This is a genomic window from Stenotrophomonas sp. AS012628, assembly GCF_010608305.1.
GTDB classification, from domain to species: Bacteria; Pseudomonadota; Gammaproteobacteria; order Xanthomonadales; family Xanthomonadaceae; genus Stenotrophomonas; species Stenotrophomonas geniculata.
This window is the reverse complement of the sequence record NZ_VMBJ01000247.1, coordinates 1-233: the sequence shown is the minus strand read 5'-3', so window position 1 is coordinate 233 and position 233 is coordinate 1. Positions and strand designations below refer to the sequence as shown.

Genomic DNA, 233 nt, shown 5'->3' with positions numbered 1-233 from the left:
ATCTGCATGTTCGTCGAAAGCCGCGCCAAGCAGCACGACATGGACGACCTCGCCCACCTGGTCGCAGTTGCCGGCGTCGACCATACCATTCTCGGATCGGATCTCGGCCTGACCCAGGCGCCGCGTCCGGTCGACGGCTACCGCATGATCGTCGACCAGATGCTCGACCATCAGATTTCGCGGGCGGATATCAAGAAGATGACCTCGACCAATGCGGCGAAGCTGCTGGGCAT

General features: G+C 61.8%; 1 protein-coding gene. It reads left to right on the top strand.

Annotation, left to right across the window (positions count from 1 at the left end):
* Positions 1 to 39: 39 nt before the first annotated feature.
* A partial coding sequence (locus G5A07_RS21785) for a membrane dipeptidase (RefSeq protein ID WP_191864025.1) occupies positions 40 to 233 on the top strand: 194 nt, incomplete at its 3' end.